The organism is Pelorhabdus sp. sgz311001 (genome assembly GCF_055901755.1).
In genome coordinates this window covers 442113-459967 of sequence record NZ_JBVXUT010000003.1, presented here as the reverse complement: position 1 = coordinate 459967, position 17855 = coordinate 442113, and the positions used below count along the sequence as shown (strand labels likewise).

The following is a 17855-nucleotide window of genomic DNA, read 5'->3' as shown; positions in this document are numbered from 1 at the left end:
GGACAAGAAAGCTGTTTTTTATAGGAGATATTCTATTTTCTTGACAGCCAGAAAAAGGTGTTTTATAATATCTTTAATTCAAGATATTATAAATTGCGATAGGTGATACAGTGGAAAATGACGCCATGCCAATTAATCGACAAGCCATGCGACTTTATATTGCATTAACTAGAACGTATAAGAAGTTGCTTGATCGGGATCTGCAAAATATTCGTGCCTATGGACTCAATGCGACAGAATTTGGAGTGTTGGAATTTCTCTATAATAAAGGAAGTCATCCGTTGCAGCAAATTGGGAATCACATTCTCATTACGAGCGGCACAATTACCTATGTGATTGATAAATTAGAAAAGAAAGGCTTGATTACTAGGAGGTCTTGTGAGAAAGATCGACGCATCGTTTATGCGGAACTCACCGAGGCTGGTCGGAATAAAATGTTTAAAATTCTACCGATTCATTATGCAACGTTTAACGAAGCCTTTGAAGGTCTTACTCCTGCTGAAATGGAACAGACAATAGATTTATTAAAAAAAATAAGCTTTTATTCTAAAGAATAAAAGAAATTTTTTTACCTTAAAATCTTTAAATCAAGATTCTTTAATTGAAAGCATAATAAACATATCATGAAAAAATATTTTAATAACGAGAATTCTTGTTACTCACGATAAGGAGGGAATACTATGGTAAAGAAATATTCTGCAGCTAAGCATGGGAGAGCAGATCACGGTTGGTTAAAAAGCCTGTTTCACTTTTCCTTTGCGGAATACTATAACCCAGAGCGTCTGGATTTTGGCGTTTTACGGGTCGTGAATGATGATTTAGTCGAACCCAATACTGGTTTTGAAATGCATCCTCACCGTGACATGGAAATCGTATCTTATGTCATCGATGGCGAATTAACACACGGTGATAGCATGGGGAATCAGAATACCATTTCTCGGGGACACATTCAGTATATGAGTGCTGGCACAGGTGTTTTTCATAGTGAACATAATTTAGGATTAAAGACAGCTCGCTTCTTGCAGATTTGGATAAAGCCTAGTCAAATAGGGCTGAAGCCGCAGTATGGCGATCATAGATATGATTGGGATTTAAGAAAGAACCAATTATTGCATCTAGTGTCATCGCCAGAAGGGGGCGCTCCTGTCCAGTTAAACGCAGATGCCAACTTCTATGCGTTAGAACTGGATAAAGGACTAGAAATGGAGTTCACTGTAAAATCGGATCGACAAGCCTATGTCGTTCAGATTGAAGGAAGTTCTGACATTAATGGAACAGAATTAAATGCAAAAGATGCTCTCGAAAGTGTGGGAGAGTCTCTGCGAATCAAAGCATTGAAAACAATGCATATATTAATCATCGAAATGAAAAAAGCGTAAGCCAGCTTATTGTTTTTCTAAAAGACTGAGGTTTGTCCTACGCTGATAGGTACGAGATTTGTGTAAGCAAATAGAAAAATGAGGGATAGGGAGCGTATTTCGTCAAATTTGAAATACAATCCCTATCCCTTTGCTTTTTAGGGGAGATAAACTCATTTATCAGTTAGCTTTTCTTGATAATTATGCTTTTTATGTTCAATAAAAGCCAGTTGTTGTTCAATTTCATTTTTTTTGGCTAAAAGAAGTTCCTCTTGTTTCAAAACAATTGAATAACGTTCTTTAAGTTCAATTTGGTTTTCATTAGAAAGGTCTATATAATGGCGGATTAAATCAATTCCCATTCCTGTACTTCGCATACATTGGATCATTCGCAATCGCATAATTTGATCATCAGAGAATAAACGAATATTATTCTTATCTCGAGCTATATCTTGGAGTAATCCGATATCCTCATAATAACGTATGGTAGGTTTAGATAAGTTCGTTATTTTAGAAACTGCATTAATTGTATATTTTGGTTCAGATCCATAAATAAAATTTTCCATAAAAAATCTCCTGGATTTTCTTGACTTAAAGTTACTTGAATGTATTAAAGTGAGTGTAACACAGAGAAATACGAAAATCAATTTTGGAGGTAAAGAAATGGATAATAATAAAAAAATGAACCGAATTGATAAAATTTACATTAATGGAGAATTTATAAGACCTAAAGGGACAGACTCAATTGATATTATAAATCCTTCAACAAAAGAAATTATTGGACGTGTCACATTAGGAAATGAATTGGATGCACAAAGAGCCATTGCAGTCGCTAAAGAGACATTTAAGACATTCTCAAAAACTACGATAGAAGAGAGAAGTGAAATGCTTAAAAGTCTTCATGCTGCTGTAATGTCGAGAGCGGATGAGTTAACGCAGGCATGCGTAGAAGAGTATGGCGCTGCAATAAAGGCAGCTGAAGGTCGCACGCAACTTACTGCTAATAGTTTTCTATGGGCTAAGGAAGTGTTAGAAGAATTTGAGTTCACGAAGTACATTGGTAAAGCCAAGGTTGTTCTTGAACCTTTGGGCGTAATTGCTTTGATCACACCTTGGAATGCAAACAATTCTCAGATTGCTATAAAATTAGCAGCAGCTATTTCGGCAGGATGCACCGTAGTTATAAAACCCAGTGAATATTGCGCAATACAGACACAAATTCTAGCGGAATGCTTTCATGAAGCAGGAATACCAGCAGGCGTAATTAATATCGTAAATGGTCTAGGCGGTTCCGTCGGCGCCGAATTAACGCATAATCCAGATGTTGCAATGATTTCTTTTACTGGCTCTAGTAAAACCGCTAAGATAATTCATCATGGTGCTGTTGATACCATGAAAAGAGTTGTTCTCGAATTAGGGGGTAAATCCCCTAATATAATTCTTGATGATGCTGATTTTACCAAAGCTATTCCACGTGCAGTTAGGAGTTGTTTTGGAAATAATGGACAGATGTGTATTGCAGGAAGCCGTCTATTAGTTCCAGAACACCGTCTTAATGAAGTTAAAGAACTTATTAAAATGGCTGTTGAAAATATAAAAGTAGGCTATCCCTGGGAAGAGGATACGTTTATCGGCCCTATGATAAATGAAAATCACTATAATAACGTTCAAAAATACGTAAAGATTGGTATAGAAGAAGGTGCAGAATTAGTCGTTGGCGGGGAAGGGCATCCAGAAGGACTGGATAATGGTAATTTTGTAAAGCCAACGGTTTTTGCAAATGTAACTCGGGATATGACAATTGCTAAGGAAGAAATATTTGGCCCCGTTTTGTCTATCTTAACCTATAGAACCGAAGACGAGGCTGTAGAAATTGCAAATGATACAGAGTATGGCTTAGGCGCATATATAAGTTCTTCTAACATAGAAAAAGCAAATCAGATTGCATCTAAAATAGTTGCAGGAACAATTTATATAAATGATGTCATGCTTGAAATGAAAGCTCCTTTTGGCGGTTTTAAGCAGTCTGGAATTGGTAGAGAGTGTGGCATCTACGGACTTGAAGCGTATTTGGAACCTAAAACAATACTCGTTTCCGATTAGTATGACAGTCGTTTGGTGTGAAACAAAGGCAATATGGTTAAGTAATTGCTTATTTCGGCATTATAATTGATATGGGGAAAGGTATCAGGTATAGTTATAGAGAGTAAAGACTTGCGTTATTGTAAATTTAATTTGTTTTAGTCAAGAGTGTGGCATTAGTTTACAGGTTTTTGATGCTTATCTGTATAAATTTGATAGATTTTTTAGATTGGAGGAGTTTAATTTAAAATAAGGAGGAGATAATCATGTCACTTTTAGAAATTTGTCAGAAATCGCTTTTGAAAAATAATTTTAACTGTGAAATCGTAGAAAATGCAGTAGAAGCAGGTAATAGCATAAGAAATCTTATGGAAGGTATTAAGCCTAAAACTGTATCATATGGTGATTCGGAAACTCTTAGAAGTACAGGAATTATTGAATACTGTAAAATTTGTAGTGATTTCAAATTCATTGATACATTTGACCATGATAAATCATTTAAAGAACAGATCGCTCTAAGAAAAGAAGCACTCTCTGTGGATTTGTTTTTAACCGGAACAAATGCAGTAACCGTTGATGGTGTTCTTGTGAATCTAGATATGATCGGCAACCGTATTGGTGGAATCATTTTCGGACCCAGAAAGGTTATTTTAACTATAGGAATAAATAAGATAGCACCGGATATTCATTCTGCTTTTAAAAGAATTCGCGAGGATGCCGCACCGAAAAATGCGGCGCGGCATCCTGAGTTAAAGACTCCCTGTGTAAGCACTGGTATCTGTATGGATTGTTCTTCGCCGACAAGAATATGTAACAACTGGTCGATAACAGAGAAGTCCTATCCTAAGGGAAGGATACATGTAATTCTTATCAATGAAGAACAGGGACTCTAGTCAGCCACACCTTGGGGGAGAAATTGGTTCTCGCGGGACGGGGGAAGTGTTGTCTAGCCCCACACTTGTTCGGCGATTTCTTTAATAAAAGCAATCTTTTTCCATTGCTGATCTTCGGTCAGAAGATTCCCCTCTTCGGTGGAAGCAAAACCGCACTGGGGACTTAGAGACAAGCAATCCAGCGGAACATACTTTGACGCTTCATGAATGCGAGCAATAATCTGTTCTTTATTTTCAAGTTCTCCTGTTTTAGAGGAAACCAAGCCAAGCACTACTTTCTTATCCGCGGAGATTGATTTTAGCGGCGAAAAATCACCAGCGCGATCCGTATCATATTCTAGGAAGAAGCCATCAACATGGCATTTGCTGAATAGTGGTTCCGCTACAGCTGTATATCCCCCGGAAGAAAACCAGGTAGATCTAAAATTGCCACGACAAATATGCATGGTAATAGTCATATCTGTCGGCTTATTTTGTATAGCCAGATTGATCATCTCTACATACTTTTCAGCAACTTTATCCAAATTGATCCCTTTTTGTGCATAGGCTGATCTTTTTTCCGGATCACAGAATTCTCCCCAGGAAGTATCATCTAACTGCAGATAACGGCAGCCTGCATCGTAGAAAGATTGAATGATTTTTTGATAGGCTATTGCAATATCAGAATATAAGGCATCCTCATTTTTATAACGTTCAATGGGGATATATTGCTCGGCTCTGATGCAAGCAATTAAATGCAGCATCGATGGTGAGGGAATTGTCAGCTTGGCTATGTGGTTTCCCGCAACTGTTTTTAAATATTGAAAATGATCAAGAAAAGGATGCGTGGTAAAGTCGACTTTATCGACAATTTCTAAGGTTGCAGCTTTTGGCTGATGGCCTTTAAAGTCTACAGACCAACGTTCAGCCTTGATTTCTTTGACTCCAGCTAAAGCTGCCAAAAAATCAAGATGCCAATATCTTCGCCGAAATTCCCCATCGGTAACAGCTTTTAGTCCCACAGCTTTTTGTTTATCGACGAGTTTTTTTATTGCTTCATCTTCAACGCGTGTAAGTTCTTCCTGAGTGATTTTATTTGCTGTAAATCCTTCTCTAGCTTCTTTTAAAGCCTGTGGGCGCAAAAAACTTCCCACTATATCATACCGAAACGGTCCTGTTGCTGTTTTGGTGGTATTTACTAATCCATGATCCATCGGGGATCCTCCTTGCTATTCATAATTTTTGTTAGTATAGCATAGGAAAAGTGATATAGGGTAACATATAAAACTTATCCAGAGATATAGCTTTTAGCTATATCTCTGTCTGTGTTGTGCAGGAAAGTCCGTAGCTTTGGATTACTAGCTCTAATTCCTGTAAATAAGCACTTGCTTGTTTGCTCAGTTGCAGCTGATGATTGGAAATCCAGCCAACATCGATCTGATCATCAACTTTAAGCGGAACTGATATGATATTATCACCATTTAAATCGGCGCTGACAATTCCCGTAGAAATCGTATAGCCGTTCAAGCCGATCAAAAGATTAAATAGCGTGGCCCGATCACTGACATAAATGCTTTTTTTATGAAATACCGTACTTAAAATTTCTTCTGAAAAATAGAACGAATTAAATTCGCCTTGTTCAAAGGACAAGTAAGGATATTCCTGTAAGTCATCTAGTGTTACAAAGTCTTGGTTTGCAAGCGGATTTTGTGTACTAATAAAAATATGAGGTTTGGCCGTAAATAGGGGATGAAAATCAAGACGATTTTCTTTCAGCAGCTTCTCGATGACTTTTCGATTAAAGGGGTTCATATACATAATGCCAATTTCACTACGCATATTTTTAACATCTTCAATAATTTCATAGGTTCGTGTTTCCCGTAACGTAAATTCATATTCATCAGCGCCGCTTTGTTTTATCAGATTGACAAAAGCATTGACAGCAAAAGCATAATGTTGAGTAGAAATAGAGCAAAGCTGTCGGGACGGCTTATTATTCAAATATCTTTGTTCTAAAAGTCCGGTCTGTTCCACAACTTGTCGAGCATAACCAAGGAATTCCACACCATCGCGAGTGAGCACGATCCCTTTTGGTGTCCGAATAAAAAGCTCGATTCCAATTTCAGTTTCCAGTTCTTTAACTGCATTCGACAAACTAGGCTGTGTAATATAAAGTCTTCTTGCCGCCTCATTTATTGATCCGCAATTTACAATTTCGATTACATATTTTAGCTGCTGTAGTGTCATTGTGCCCTACCCCTTTTGCATTAAGCTGACTTAATATTTGTTTTGCCAACAGGCTACTTGGATTTATTGTACCATTATTGTAAGGACAAATCTGATTCAAAATTAAATAATTACCGGATGGAGGATTTTGTCATAATAAGTCCGAATATGAGATGATAATGAAACAATCGAAAGCAAATACCTAAAAGAACTTGTGGCTAAATTTAAGATTAGAGGGGGATAGAGTTTATGAATATCATTAAAAGGATGAGCATTGGGAAGAAAATACAAGCAATTTCTTTTTTGTTAATTGTGGCTTTAATTGTGAACGCAATAATTAGTTTTTACTTTGGTAAAGAGACAAACAAAGATGTTGATGAGGTCTTTTCACATCTTTATATGATTGAATGGGCGAATGATCTGCGACAACATAACCGAGCGGCTGAAGGAGATATGTTTAAAGCGATTAATGCCGCTAATGATACGGATAGAAAAGCCTTTTTAGATAGCTTAACTAAGCGCGATCAAAGTTTTGAAAGTCTCTTAGGCAAAATTGAGTCACATGGAGACTTAACGAATGATGAGAAGTTGTTGGTCAAAAAGGTGCAAGATAATCTTAAAATTATACAAGAAAAAAGACCTTTGATTATTGCGCTTACGCAGCAAGGCAAGCAGAGTGAAGCCTTTGTTCAAATGGGGCAATTACAACCGACCTATGAGAATGTTGCTTCTGGTCTTCGCGATTTAGCTAGTGAATTTTCAAAACAAGCAGGGATATTAAAGATCAGTGTGAATGAAAAATATAGCAATTCGGTCCAAATCCAGTTAATTATTATCGTTTTATCTATAATTTTTGGCATAGGGGTAAGTTGGATTATCGCAAGAATCATAACGCGAGTTCTTAAAGCGATGGTAGCACAAGCACTCACTATCTCCCAAGGAGATTTGACGGGGTGCCGGGACGAAAATGCTTGTGTAACAAATTATAGTCAAGATGAGATCGGTCAATTGGAAAAAGCTTTTGGCGAAATGTGCGTAAACCTTCGCGTATTAATCGGGAAAATTATTGATTCAGCTGTGCTTATGGCCGCATCGGCGCAGCAACTGAGTGCAAGTGCGGAACAATCGGCGCAGGCTTCGGAGATGGTGTCAGTTTCCATTCAACGCGTAGCCGATGGAGCGGAAGGGCAAAATAGTGTAGTTAGCCAGGGAAATAGTGCAGTTGCGACAATTGTCAGCCAGCTTGGTGAAACAGCGGAAAATGTTCAAAGAGCCATTGTTATTAGTGACAATATGACGACAGCTACTACGAAAGGCGTCAGTGGTGTTGAGCAAGCGATTGCGCAAATGAAGAGTATAGGCGAAGGAACTAGACAAGTTAAAACTGCCGTAGATAGTCTCGCACAAAGTGGACGTAGTATTGGTGAGACCGTAGGGATTATTAGTGAAATTGCCGGTCAAACCAATTTACTCGCTCTCAATGCAGCAATTGAAGCGGCTAGAGCGGGAGAACAAGGCAGGGGATTTGCCGTTGTAGCGGAAGAAGTTCGTAAACTTGCCGAACAGTCAGAGTCAGCGGCGAAACAGATTGCTTTGATGATAAAAGAAAATCAAGTGCAAATTGATTTGGCAGTACAAGTGATGGAGACCGGAAATAAGGAAGTTGACAATGGTATTGTTGTTGTGGATGAAGCAGGCAATGTTTTTATGCAAATTGCTGACTTAGTAAAACAATCATCGGTTGAAACGGGTGATATTTCGAAAATCGTACAGAGTATGGTGAGTGACAGCCGCAATGTTAGCTCAGCTATGGCGGAAATTTCAACAATTAGTAAAGAGACGGCGAGTGAAAGCCAAACCGTATCTGCTGCGACAGAAGAGCAGACGGCAGCTATGCAGGAAATTGCTGAGGCAAGCAAAAAAATGGCTCATATTGCCCAGGAACTCCAAGATGCGAGCAATCGTTTTCGTCTGTAATGATTTCATAATAAAAGAGTCTTCTGAATTAGCTTGCTGGTAAATGTAATTTTTTAGCAGGAGATGGTGTTTTGAAAATAGAAATAACCCATACCTTATATTGTCAAAGGTGTGGGTTATTTCTATTCTTCACCGCTGAGCAAGGGGAGGGGTGGAAGGGGTGGATGAATAATTAACACAATGCTGGTAGTTCAGCTGAATTTTTTTATGGTCATATTATTGTCAAGCATTGCGATTCATGCTTGGTTTAAGTTAGATAGAAAAGAGCGCCTACATAAACTGTTTTTGGCATTCATACTCATAACGATATTCATTTTGCTGTTAGAAATTTTAAGTGTCTTATTGAATTCTACTACGTATATCCATTTTATTACTGCCCATAAAATAGTAGATACTTTAGGGTTTTTATTGGCGCCATTGGTACCGATTTGTGCAGTATTATATGTATATGAGAGAATGAATAAAAGCACAAGTATAAATAGAAATCAGTTTCTCTGGCTAGGGGTACCTTTGGCGGTAAATAGCATTATATCGCTGGGGTGTTTGAAATTTAATTGGATTTTTTCGATAACGGATGAGAATATTTATGTACGAGGGCCGCTGTTTTTGGTTTCGCCAATCACAAGCTACTTCTATTATTTGGCCAACTTAGTCATTCTATATCGAGCTCGCGCTAAGATTTCGCGAGAAGAAATGGCTATATTGAGTTTGCTTACCCTTATTCCTTCCGTGTTATCAATCTTTCAACTATACTACTTTATCTATCTAACGATTTGGAATAGCGTAGCCATTGCGGTTGTCATTAATTATGTTTTCCTAGTACAAAGTCAGGCGAGGATCGATCCGCTAACACGATTAGGTAACCGCATTGCATATAATGAATACCTTGCCGCCTTGGCTAACAAAAGTAATATTGTTTTGGCCGCAATCAATATTGATTTAGATGATTTTAAGAGTATTAATGATAATTACGGACATCATGAAGGCGATCGGGTGCTGCAACTTTTTGCGAGGCAACTAGAAGAAGTTTTTGAAGGAAAAGGTGCTTTGATTCGTTGGGGCGGCGATGAGTTCATTATATTGATCAATGAGAATCGACCAGAATTTCTAAACCGGTATATAGAAATTCTAAACAATCATATGAACGCTTATAATGTTAGCAGCAACAAACCGTATGATATTAAATATAGCTATGGAATGGCTATTTTTGATAATACCTACAATACGATACACGAACTAATCGAATATAGTGATAAGCTCATGTATGAAGCAAAAAATAAAAAACGTTTAATGAAGAAGGAACCGATATGATTGCAGAATTCAACGCAAATGAAGGTTTTGTAATAGAAGCTGAACAAGCGAATGCAAGCTCTGGCTTTAAGGAATATATAATGAGTTGGGAAAAATAGGAATTGTAAGCTGACTATGGAAAAATACTTGATAGGTACAACAGAAAAAAGAGAAGCTCGATAAATGCTTTATTTATCAGAGTTTCTCTTTTTTAGTCAATATAATGAACCTACCACAAGCCTAAAACCTTCCACCAAGCAAGTCCCACGCCAAGCCAGCAGACTAGATACACTAAGGACATGGTAAACCCGATACGCCACCAAGTACCTTGCGACATATAGCCAGCTCCAAAGTAGATAGGGCCGACGCCGTTGCCGTAATGCGTCAGGCAGGAAAAAAAGTTAGAGAAGAAGCCCATTGTCAGAGCCACAAGCATCGGAGGAGCGCCAGCAGCTCCGGCCACAGCAATAAATGCCGGGTACATAGCCACAACATGTCCCGTAATGGAAGCAAAGAGGTAATGGGAATACAGGTAGATTACCAGGATTGCAATTAAGGTCAGCAGCCAAGGAATCCCTACAAGCGAGGCTGTTGCGGCCTTGCTAAACCAAGCAATTAATCCGTGCTTATTTAGCAGGCCAGCAATCGTACTTAATACGCCAACCCATACCATAGCATCCCAAGCGCCATTTTCGTTCAATACGTCTTTCCAAGTTAGTACGTTCGTTACCATCAGAATAGCGCCACTGCCAAGGGCGATGAGGGTCGCGTCGATGTTTGTCATAGTAGCCGTAGCCCAGAGCAGAATACTGCCAATAAATACGATAAACATGATTTTTTCATCAGTGGACATGGGGCCCATTTTCTTCAACTCTTCACGAGCCAAAGTTGGAGCTTCTGGTGTGTTCTTCTGTTCCGGCGGTAGGATATAGTACATGAGCACCGGGATTAGAATCATCGCTAATGTACCGGGAACAAATGCGGCGATAGCCCAGTCCATCCAACTGATTTTAAGTCCGAACGCTTGTTGCGCAAATACAACCATAACCGGGTTAGCAATCATTGCTGTCAGAAAGAGGCTACCACTCATGCAGTTGGATTGAAATCCGACTTGCATGAGGTAGGCGCCAATTTTTTTTGCGGTCGGGCCGGGCTCCGAATTAAAGGCGGCAGCTAAACTACGGGCAATGGGATATACAATAGCGCCACCGCGAGCGGTAGTAGAGGGGGTAGCAGGACTAAATACATATTCACTTAACATGATGGCAAAACCAAGCTTCATTGCCTTATCGCCGAAGTTCGATATTAAAAGATAGGAAATACGACGTCCCAGCCCCGTTTTACCGAAGCCTCTAGCTAGTAGAAACGCAGACACAATCAGCCAGATTGTTGAATTGGAAAACCCAGCTAGTAGTTCGTTGATTGTTGCCAGACCCAGAAATCCTACAAGGCAAAGACTTACCATTGAAATGGCTCCCAGCGGAATAGGTTGGATGATACAGCCCACAATTGTGGCGACGAATACAGCTAGTAGTTTCCAGGCAATAGGTTTGACACCGGCGGGAATGGGGATGAGATAGATCAGCAGGCCGGTGCAGATTACGATAAGCCATTTTTTAATTTGGTCATTCACGTTAAGTCCCCCGTTCTACTGTTTCTTTAACCCTAGAATCTCTCTTGCTTCAGCTGGTGTAGCGATTTCTTTGCCCATAGCCAGGGCAATATTTTTTATCCGGTTAACGAGGTCGAGGTTTGTAGCTAGGACTCCTTTGGAATAATATATATTGTCTTCTAAGCCAACGCGTACATTGCCGCCGAGTGATAGGGCCATGACGGATAAGATCACATGGTCTTTGCCGATAGCGGAAATCGTCCAGTGAACATCTTTAGGCAGACACTCGAATAAGTAGAACAAGCCCTTTGGCGTTGCTGGTTGTGAGCCGGGCACTCCCATTACGAGATTGATTTGGAGTGGCTTAGCAATCAATCCTTTTTCAGCTAATTGAATGGCACTAAACAGCATGGCTGTGTCAAAGACTTCTATCTCCGGCTTCGTTCCATACTGATTCATTTCATTGGCTAAATACTTCACCGTTTCCGGATCATTCAAATTTGCTTTGGCGGGAAAGTTTGAGGAGCCTGTTGCCAGACTTGCCATATCAGGAGCTAAACAGATCATTTGACCTCGCTCGGTATAGGAGTTGCCAGCTCTACCTCCCGTAGATAGTTGCCGAATAATATCACAGTCTTCATATTTATCTAGTTCCGCCATAATTTCTCGATAGACATTTACATCAGATGTTGGCTTTTCTTCTTTATCACGGGCATGGATATGGGCTACAGCAGCCCCGGCTTGCCAACATTCATATATTTGGGCGGCAATTTCTGCCGGCGTTACCGGTAAATTCGGGTTCATTTCTTTGGTGGGAACATTTCCGGTAGGGGCAATGGTAATAATGACTTTGTTATTCATCAGGCACACTCTCCTTCAAGTTTTTTATTTATTGCAATTTTATTACTATTTATCTTTGCAAGTTATATGCCAACAAAAAAAGCCAGAATGTATCGATATTTTACTCCAGAGTAATTCCGAATACCTGGAATAAAGGATCGAACAAATCGGCTTATTTTTAAGCAGGACAAGTATTTATTTAACAATATCTTCGTTCTTGTTTTCCAGAATAATATTCCGGAAACGTAGAATGGGTCAAATATTATATTTCTTTATCTTTTCATAGAGGGTTGAAACTGAAATTTGCAGTTCTAAGGCGGCTGCTTTTCTGCCCTTTAGCGTTTGATCATGTTTAATAAGCACCTTTCGAATTAACTCTTTCTCATAAGCAAGCATTTGCTCGCCTAAGGACTTTTTTACAGAGCGTAGCCCGCTGGCAGGAACAGCGGCAATCAAAGCTTGCGGTAAGTGATCGGCTTGAATGGTGTCGCTATCACTAAGCGCCGTAGCCAATTCTAAGGCATTGATTAGCTCTCTGACATTACCGGGCCAGGGGTAGTTTGTAAGAATCCCCAAGGCGTATTCACTGATTTTGAAGTGCTTTTTCCGGCGTTGGCTTATCGAAGTTAATTGGGCTGATACAATACTTGGGATATCTTCTTTTCGTTCTCGCAGTGGGGGAATCATAATTTGGGCTACATTTAAGCGGTAATAAAGATCTTCACGAAATTTATTTTGAGAAACGAGTTTTTGTAAATCTTGGTTTGTTGCAGCAATTATGCGGATATCTAAGGCGATTTCCTCTTGACCGCCGACGCGGCGAATTCGTTTGTACTGGAGCGCTCGCAGTAACTTTGCCTGTAACTCAAGGGGCATTTCCGCAATTTCATCCAGAAATATGGTACCGCCATTCGCTAGTTCAAACAAGCCGACTCGTCCGCCTTTTTTTGCGCCGGTGAAGGCGCCACTGTCGTAACCGAACAATTCACTTTCCAGTAACTCGGCGACAAAGGTTGCACAATTTACTACTACGAAGGCTTCGTTGGTCCGTTCACTGGCCGAATGAATCGCGTGAGCGAACAGTTCTTTGCCTGTACCACTCTCACCAGTCAGCAGAACGGTTGTGTCAGCTCGGGCTATTTTTTGAGCAATTGTGACGATATTTTTCAAGCCGCCGCCATGTCCGACAATGTCATTAAATGAAAAGTACGCATGGTGCAAGCCCTTTACGCCGTCGTGCAGCTCTTTCACTTTTGTTTTCATTTCGGTGAGTTGCTTGATTAACGACTTTACCTCAGTCAAATCTTTCGCAACGGTCACAGCGCCAAGTACTGTACCATTTTCTTTAATGGGCTCGATACTAACAGCATATTCAGCATCGTTAGCTTCTTGCTTTATTACATTCACGATCGCTTCACCGCTTTTTACAACTAAGGGCAGCAAGGCATTGGGGCGAACCTGCAGGATGGGGCGGCCAATAATATCTTCGGCACGAACTCCGGTCATTCGGCACCAAGCGGGGTTTACATATTGCACAATCGTATTCTTATCGGCAACGACAATGCCGTCATGAAGTGAAGAAATAACAAGTTTAAACCATTTTTCAATAGAGGCTTCTATTGCTTCGTTCATATCTCTTCCCCTTATTTTCTATGGTATGTATTTTACAATAAATCGAAAGGATTTCGCTAGAACGTACTGGAATGGTTATATATTATACTTTTAATAGCTAACGTACAAGGGGGACATCATATGAAACTTGGATTCATTGGATTAGGACAAATGGGCAGACATATGGCACTCAACTTGAGTAAATACGGCGATAAATTGATTGTCTGCGACAAAAGTTCAGCAGCATTTCCTATGTTCGAAGCAAAGGGCATTGAAGTAACTACGAATCAAGTCGATTTAGCGGATTGTCCAATTATTTTCCTCTGCCTACCGAATACAGAAGTGGTGACGGACGTTATAAATCACTTATCGCCCTTACTGCAAGCCGATCAAATCATTGTCGATATGAGTACCATTGATTACACGGCAAGTGTAGAGTTAGCCAAGAGTCTGAAAGCTAGAAACGTAGAATTCATCGATGCCCCGGTAACTGGTATGGAAGCGCGGGCCATTGACGCTACTCTGACGATCATGTGCGGCGGCAATAAAGATACCTATGAAACTGTGTTGCCCTATTTCAAATATATGGGCAACAACGTGCTGCATATGGGGGCGCATGGCGCCGGTCAGCTCACCAAGACCATTAATAATATATTATTTGATATCAATATTGCGGGACTGGCCGAAGTTCTTCCCATGGCTGTTAAACTTGGCCTAGATCCTGAAAGTATTGGTGCTGTTGTTAATAGCGGATCAGGCAGAAGTTATGCATCAGAGTTCTTTATTCCACGTATTCTTGCAGCGAATTTTAAAGATGGGTATCCCTTAAAGCATGCCTATAAAGACCTGATTGCTGGTGCGACAATTTCGGCGAATCATAGTATTCCTTTGCCAGTAACCCATGCGGCCACGTCAACCTATCAAATGGCCTTACTAAAAGGACTGGGTGACAAAGATAAGGGAGCTATGATCGAAATATTTGAAGAGTTGCTTGATACGAAGTTCCGTAAGAAATCGTAAATCGATTTGCCGATACGCGTCTAAAATGTCATGGCTTTGACAAGAACTAAGCGGCAATTAAGATTCGAATATGAATAATGCACACTCCATAAAGACATCAGTTGTATAATTACATAAAAATCTTGAAGGTCGCTATAAGCTGTGTTATATTAGTAGGAAATACAAGACCTGCGAGAAAAGTTCTCGTCTTTAACCGGATGAGAACTTTTGCATTCTTAGGGGGAGACAAACAACTAGGAATTTTGTAGGATGGTAGTATGGAGTGGTAATGAAATGGGGGAATTGGACGATGTGTAGAAACGTAGGCAAAGTAGGTAAGGGAATATTGTCAATCCTGGTAGGTGTTTTCTTGGCAGCCGTGTTGCTGACTGGCTGTGGTAAGTCAACTGAGCCGGAAAAGGTTAATGTAGGCTTATTGAAACTTACGAGTTCCGCGCCCATCTTTATTGGAATTGAAAAGGGCTTTTTTAAAGAAGAAGGGTTAGATTTAAATGTGGAGTGGTTTGAAGCGGCCCAACCTATTGCTGTTGCGACAGCATCTAATAAAGTGGATATTGGTGCGACAGGCATCACGGCTAGCTTGTTTAATATGGTTGGCGGTGGTCAATCGCTATCTATTGTCGCCGACAAAGGCCGGGAACAGGCGGGATATTCCTCTTCGGCTGTTCTGGTAAGAAAAGCGTTGTGGGATCAAGGAATAAAAAAAGTTGAGGACCTAAAAGGGAAGCGCATTGGCATTACCCAGAAGGGATCCACTTTTCATTATATGATAGGCCGCTTATTAGAGGAAAAAGGATTAACCCTAGATGATGTAGAGATCGTTTCGCTTGGCAGTATTGGTTCGTTAATGGCCAGCTTGCAAAGCGGGCAAGTTGATGCGGTTATCTTGAATGAACCCAATATTAGTAAGGTCGAATCCGCTGGTTACGGCAAAGTAATGGTACAAGTTGGCGATGTCATGGAGTATCAGACTTCAGGGATCTTTTTTTCACCGAAGTTTACTAAAGATAAAAATGTAGCGACAAAATTCCTTAAAGGTTATATAAAAGCAACTCGCTACTACTATGATGCGGTACTCAATAAACAAGACGGCAAAGTAGTGCCTGGTGCAAACTATAATGAAGTCGTTGATATTATTGCTAAATATACGGGAGTTCCGGTAGAAGATGTGAAATCCGGGTTACCCTATATTGATCGTGACGGGAAACTGTTAAGTGCCGATATCCAAACACAGATTGACTGGTATGTCAGCCACAAAATGATGGATAAACCGATTAGTGGTTCTCAAGTCGTCAATACAGATCTGTGGGAAGCCGCATTGAAAGAGCTGAAGTAGGGCTTTCAGGAGGATAGAATGAGAGTAATTATTGAAGACGTTCATAAGAGTTTTTCGACGCGAGGGCAAGCGACGGTTGCCCTTGAAAAGATAAATTTTGCGATTGAGGAAAAGGAATTTGTTGTTTTAGTCGGCCCAAGCGGCTGCGGTAAATCGACACTCTTAAATATGGTAGGGGGTCTGCTTAGCCCCACCTCGGGAAAAATTTATGTAGAAGGCTTAACAGTGGATCGCGATCCTTCGATTGGGATTGTCTTTCAGGAAGTGGGCCTTTTTCCGTGGATGACTGTTTCTGAAAATGTGGCCTTTGGTTTAGAAGCCATAAAATTACCGCAGGCGGAGCAGCAAAAGCGAGTACAATATTATACGGAGCTCGTTGGTTTAACGAACTTTAGTCAAGCTTTTCCGCACCAGCTTTCCGGGGGGATGCGCCAGCGCGTTGGAATTGCCAGAGCTTTGGCGATTCAGCCGGACATCCTCCTGATGGATGAGCCTTTTTCGGCTCTTGATGCGCAGTCTAGGACGTTGATGCAGGAAGAGTTGCTGCGAATTTGGCATCAGACGCAGCTGAGTACGCTTTATGTAACCCATAATATTCAAGAAGCCGTTTACCTGGCCGATCGTGTGATTGTTTTGTCGCGGCGTCCTGGCCGCATCGTGAACACGATACCCATTGATTTGCCTAAATTCGGCAGAGATGACAGTCAATATATGACCGCTTTTAATGACTATGCAGAACAAATTTGGCAGATGATCCGCAAGGACGCCCAGGATGCCCTGCAGGAGGGAGACGAATAATGGCTTATCAACGTGAAGTTGTGAATCGTTTAGCTTCTATCGAAAAAGACGCAGGCAAATGGGTCTCTGTCGTGGCCATGTTATTGCTATTTGTGCTTTGGGAATTGATTAGTCGCAGCGGTGTTGTATCAGAATTGTTTTTGCCTGCACCAACCTCCATTTTGCTGACTGGCTGGGATATGGTGATAAGCGGCGAATTGCTCATAAATGCGCAAGCCAGCTTGATCCGCATCTTAATTGGGTTCTTCATTGGCAGTACGGCGGGAATTTTAATGGGACTACTCTTAGGATTTTCTAAATTGGCTGATGCTATGGGCAATCCCGTGATTTATGCTCTATATCCTATCCCTAAACTTGCCTTATTGCCATTAATTATTCTTTGGTTGGGCATTGGCGAGTTATCGAAGGTTTTGATTATTGCTCTGGGAGTGTTTTTCCCTGTTGTAATCAACACCTATTCCGGCGTGAAAAATCTTGATCCACTTCTCATCAAGGTGGCTGTTAGTTTCAAAACGACTAAGTACAACATACTTCGCAAGGTGATTTTGCCAGGGGCTATGCCGGTCATTTTTGCTGGATTAAAGCTTGCCGCCGGGACGGCTTTGCTGCTCTTAGTTGCGGCGGAAATGATTGCAGCGAAGGAAGGCATCGGCGCGATGATTTTGCACTATGGCGATCTAATGCTGACAACGAAACTCATGGTTGGAATCTTGACGCTATCGTTGATGGGCGTTATTTTAAATCATTTTTTGCAATGGGTGGAAAAGTGCCTTATTCCCTGGAAAAATTAACTCATACTGTATTCAATCATTACGCCTGTACTATATGCAACT

The 17855-nt window shown here is 40.5% G+C and carries 16 protein-coding genes; 10 read left to right on the top strand and 6 right to left on the bottom strand.

Annotation, left to right across the window (positions count from 1 at the left end):
- Nucleotides 1–110 precede the first annotated feature (110 nt).
- Together AC0MXB_RS10755 and AC0MXB_RS10750 are read left to right on the top strand one after the other, a co-directional pair.
- Nucleotides 111–557, top strand: coding sequence for a MarR family winged helix-turn-helix transcriptional regulator (locus tag AC0MXB_RS10755; RefSeq protein WP_474039674.1), 447 nt, complete (start codon nt 111–113; stop codon nt 555–557).
- Nucleotides 558–680: 123 nt separating this feature from the next.
- Nucleotides 681–1379, top strand: coding sequence for a pirin family protein (locus AC0MXB_RS10750; RefSeq protein ID WP_474039673.1), 699 nt, complete (start codon nt 681–683; stop codon nt 1377–1379).
- Between the two features lie 152 nt (nt 1380–1531).
- Here AC0MXB_RS10750 and AC0MXB_RS10745 read toward each other — a convergent pair whose 3' ends face one another.
- Nucleotides 1532–1924: a MerR family transcriptional regulator gene (locus tag AC0MXB_RS10745; protein WP_474039672.1), complete on the bottom strand. Its 393-nt coding sequence runs from the start codon at nt 1922–1924 to the stop codon at nt 1532–1534.
- Nucleotides 1925–2021: 97 nt separating this feature from the next.
- Between AC0MXB_RS10745 and AC0MXB_RS10740 the strand changes: the two genes are divergently transcribed.
- Both AC0MXB_RS10740 and AC0MXB_RS10735 read left to right on the top strand, forming a co-directional pair.
- On the top strand, nt 2022–3461 hold the full coding sequence (locus tag AC0MXB_RS10740) for an aldehyde dehydrogenase family protein (protein WP_474039670.1): 1440 nt from the start codon (nt 2022–2024) through the stop codon (nt 3459–3461).
- Nucleotides 3462–3706: 245 nt separating this feature from the next.
- Nucleotides 3707–4333: a lactate utilization protein gene (locus AC0MXB_RS10735; RefSeq protein WP_474039669.1), complete on the top strand. Its 627-nt coding sequence runs from the start codon at nt 3707–3709 to the stop codon at nt 4331–4333.
- 53 nt (nt 4334–4386) lie between these two features.
- Here the strand turns inward: AC0MXB_RS10735 and AC0MXB_RS10730 are convergent, their stop codons facing one another.
- Entirely contained in the window at nt 4387–5526 is a 1140-nt protein-coding gene (locus AC0MXB_RS10730; protein ID WP_474039668.1) for a 5-methyltetrahydropteroyltriglutamate--homocysteine S-methyltransferase, read from the bottom strand.
- Between the two features lie 97 nt (nt 5527–5623).
- Complete coding sequence (locus AC0MXB_RS10725; protein ID WP_474039667.1) at nt 5624–6559, bottom strand: LysR family transcriptional regulator; 936 nt, start codon at nt 6557–6559, stop codon at nt 5624–5626.
- Nucleotides 6560–6787: 228 nt separating this feature from the next.
- On the opposite strand from AC0MXB_RS10725, the gene AC0MXB_RS10720 reads away from it, so the two are divergent.
- Together AC0MXB_RS10720 and AC0MXB_RS10715 are read left to right on the top strand one after the other, a co-directional pair.
- Nucleotides 6788–8515, top strand: a complete 1728-nt coding sequence (locus AC0MXB_RS10720) for a methyl-accepting chemotaxis protein (RefSeq protein WP_474039666.1) — start codon at nt 6788–6790, stop codon at nt 8513–8515.
- 510 nt (nt 8516–9025) lie between these two features.
- Complete coding sequence (locus AC0MXB_RS10715; RefSeq protein ID WP_474039665.1) at nt 9026–9826, top strand: GGDEF domain-containing protein; 801 nt, start codon at nt 9026–9028, stop codon at nt 9824–9826.
- A gap of 208 nt (nt 9827–10034) precedes the next feature.
- On the opposite strand, the gene AC0MXB_RS10710 is transcribed toward AC0MXB_RS10715, so the two are convergent.
- The 3 genes from AC0MXB_RS10710 to AC0MXB_RS10700 form a co-directional block, all read right to left on the bottom strand.
- Nucleotides 10035–11438 carry an anion permease gene (locus AC0MXB_RS10710; protein ID WP_474039664.1) on the bottom strand — a complete coding sequence of 468 codons (1404 nt, stop codon included), beginning with the start codon at nt 11436–11438 and terminating at the stop codon, nt 10035–10037.
- A 15-nt stretch (nt 11439–11453) separates the two neighbouring features.
- Nucleotides 11454–12278 (bottom strand): beta-keto acid cleavage family enzyme, encoded by an 825-nt coding sequence (locus tag AC0MXB_RS10705; RefSeq protein WP_474039663.1) that lies wholly within the window; start codon nt 12276–12278, stop codon nt 11454–11456.
- 234 nt (nt 12279–12512) lie between these two features.
- Nucleotides 12513–13889, bottom strand: a complete 1377-nt coding sequence (locus AC0MXB_RS10700) for a sigma-54 interaction domain-containing protein (RefSeq protein ID WP_474039662.1) — start codon at nt 13887–13889, stop codon at nt 12513–12515.
- Between the two features lie 120 nt (nt 13890–14009).
- Here AC0MXB_RS10700 and AC0MXB_RS10695 point away from each other — a divergent pair, with 120 nt between their 5' ends.
- The 4 genes from AC0MXB_RS10695 (at nt 14010) to AC0MXB_RS10680 (ending at nt 17813) form a co-directional block, all read left to right on the top strand.
- Nucleotides 14010–14888: an NAD(P)-dependent oxidoreductase gene (locus tag AC0MXB_RS10695; RefSeq protein ID WP_474039661.1), complete on the top strand. Its 879-nt coding sequence runs from the start codon at nt 14010–14012 to the stop codon at nt 14886–14888.
- A 289-nt stretch (nt 14889–15177) separates the two neighbouring features.
- Nucleotides 15178–16224 carry an ABC transporter substrate-binding protein gene (locus tag AC0MXB_RS10690; protein ID WP_474039660.1) on the top strand — a complete coding sequence of 349 codons (1047 nt, stop codon included), beginning with the start codon at nt 15178–15180 and terminating at the stop codon, nt 16222–16224.
- 18 nt (nt 16225–16242) lie between these two features.
- Nucleotides 16243–17022, top strand: coding sequence for an ABC transporter ATP-binding protein (locus AC0MXB_RS10685; RefSeq protein ID WP_474039659.1), 780 nt, complete (start codon nt 16243–16245; stop codon nt 17020–17022).
- Nucleotides 17022–17813 carry an ABC transporter permease gene (locus tag AC0MXB_RS10680; RefSeq protein ID WP_474039658.1) on the top strand — a complete coding sequence of 264 codons (792 nt, stop codon included), beginning with the start codon at nt 17022–17024 and terminating at the stop codon, nt 17811–17813. Before AC0MXB_RS10685 ends, AC0MXB_RS10680 begins: the two co-directional genes overlap by 1 nt.
- The last annotated feature ends 42 nt before the right edge of the window (nt 17814–17855 follow it).